This window comes from Pseudoalteromonas sp. SANK 73390 (assembly GCF_054966645.1).
This window is the reverse complement of sequence record NZ_ARPN01000021.1, coordinates 1-561: the sequence shown is the minus strand read 5'-3', so window position 1 is coordinate 561 and position 561 is coordinate 1. Positions and strand designations below refer to the sequence as shown.

1 protein-coding gene is annotated in these 561 nt (G+C 30.3%); it reads right to left on the bottom strand.

Annotated features, from left to right (window positions below):
- Positions 1-72: 72 nt before the first annotated feature.
- Positions 73-546: an SF0329 family protein gene (locus tag SANK73390_RS02050; RefSeq protein WP_462762921.1), complete on the bottom strand. Its 474-nt coding sequence runs from the start codon at positions 544-546 to the stop codon at positions 73-75.
- Between the last annotated feature and the right edge of the window lie 15 nt (positions 547-561).

The window sequence follows — 561 nt, the reverse complement described above, 5'->3', positions numbered from 1 at the left end:
AAAATTATAGTTGGCTAAAATGTTTGAGGTACGAAAAACAGCCAACTGTAAATTTTCCGTTTGAATGCCTTGTTATATTGAGTTAACTCTTATTTTATAAAATTGATCTAATATTTCATTTGATGTTATAAGTTCTTTGTTTTTGGCTAAAGTACGCTTGCCTATACGACGATCTAATATGGCATATATTTGAAATAATAGAATATTCTCGTCAAAGGCTTTAGAAACGTCAAATTCATTTAGATATATATTAGTAAGCTTATAAAATCTATCAACATCATAATAACCTAGTTTATCTGCTTCATTTGAGTTAGATGAATCATGATTAACATAAAGCCTCGGCATATCAAATATTTCACAACACTTCTGCCAATCATCTGAATCCGAAAGTACATAAATTTCTTGTTTATTATGAACAAATGTAACTCTCCCCAGATCATCATAAGCGCCTGATTTTCTATATCTTGCAATATGTACGTCTAAACTTTTAGAAACACCAGGATACCAAAGGTCTCTTAATCTTTTCCTAACGTTTTGCCAACTCATAGAATCTCACGAAAT

Excerpts from the sequence above, each read along its gene's own strand:
- SANK73390_RS02050 (WP_462762921.1), bottom strand. The coding sequence starts at position 546 with ATGAGTTGGCAAAACGTTAGGAAAAGATTAAGAGACCTTTGGTATCCT.